We start from the raw sequence: 488 nt of genomic DNA on the forward strand, positions 1-488 counted from the left end.
AACGCAAATTCCTCGTCGCCGGCCTCGTCCTTGCCGCGGCCGCCGGCGTCGGCCTGCTGGCGGTCATCGCCGCCGGAGCGGGCCTCGGGGCGATTCTGCCGCTGCTGTTCGTCGTCGTCTCGTGCGTCGGCATCGTCGGGACGTCGTCATTCCCGCTGGCTATGCGCCATCAAGGCCAATCGGCCGGCACGGCATCCGCGCTGCTCGGGGTTCTGTCGTTCTTGTTCGGCGGCCTCGTGATGCCGCTTGTCGGCATCGGCGGCAGCGGCACGGCGCTGCCGATGGGCATCTTGATCGCGTCGGCGGACGTGCTCGCGCTTGTGCTGTTCGCCATCCTGGTCGGCCGGCGCAAGTAAATATCAACTGACGGCTGCTTCGCAGGCGATGAACGAAGAGGAGCTGTCTCCAAAGGTCTGTTCGACCTTTGAGGCAGCTCCTTCGTGCGTTGCGGGCCGTGGACTCCCTCGGAAGAGAGCAATCAGATTACC

General features: G+C 65.8%; 1 pseudogene. It reads left to right on the forward strand.

Features of this window, described 5'->3' with window-relative positions:
- Nucleotides 1-356 (forward strand): annotated as a pseudogene (locus tag H4Q31_RS05015) (MFS transporter); the annotation flags it as partial.
- Between the last annotated feature and the right edge of the window lie 132 nt (nt 357-488).

This window comes from Cohnella lubricantis, assembly GCF_014212015.1.
Classification (GTDB): domain Bacteria; phylum Bacillota; class Bacilli; order Paenibacillales; family Paenibacillaceae; genus Cohnella; species Cohnella lubricantis.